This window comes from Neglectibacter sp. X4, assembly GCF_009917365.1.
GTDB lineage: Bacteria > Bacillota > Clostridia > Oscillospirales > Acutalibacteraceae > Acutalibacter.
The window spans coordinates 1-591 of the sequence record NZ_QWLE01000301.1; the positions used below are offsets into that span (position 1 = coordinate 1).

The window sequence follows — 591 nt, forward strand, 5'->3', positions numbered from 1 at the left end:
ATAAGACCCAGGATCATCCTGGCAATGGTCGTCTTCCCAGAGCCGGACTCCCCTACGATGGAGATAACCTCGCCCTCGCGGAAGTCAAAGTTTACCTGCTTCACTGCCTCGGTGCGGGTCTTGCCATAGCCGAAAACCTTGGTGATGTTCTCACCCTTCAGTACCGATTTCCCCAACTCTCTAGCCATTTCTCCCGTACACCTCCTTCAAATAGTCCACTTCATAGCAGCAGCGGTACATCCTGTGCTCCTCAAACTCCTTCTCCGGCACCTCATATACCTTGCACTCCGGCTTTGCATACTTGCACCGGGGCGCAAACCGGCAGCCGGCCGGCGGATGCTTCAGGTTCGGGGGCGTTCCGGGGATGGCCTCCAGCTTTGTCTCCCTGGTGCCCTCTTCCGGCACGATGATGGAACCCATCAGGCCCTTGGAATAAGGATGGATGGGATCGAACACCATTTCCTTGGCTGTGCCGCGCTCCACTATCTGTCCTGCGTACATAACCATAATGTCGTCTGTCACGTTGTACAGCAGCGGCAGTTCGTGGGTGATGAAGATCATGGACTTGATAAAGCCCTTCTCCATCAGCTC

2 protein-coding genes are annotated in these 591 nt (G+C 55.5%); both read right to left on the reverse strand.

Annotated features, from left to right (window positions below):
* The coding region (locus D1841_RS18240; RefSeq protein ID WP_160644993.1) for an ATP-binding cassette domain-containing protein at positions 1-188 on the reverse strand (188 nt) is incomplete at its 3' end.
* Positions 181-591 (reverse strand): ABC transporter ATP-binding protein (locus D1841_RS18245; RefSeq protein ID WP_161880217.1); only part of this gene is annotated, 411 nt, incomplete at its 5' end. The genes D1841_RS18240 and D1841_RS18245, both read right to left, overlap by 8 nt.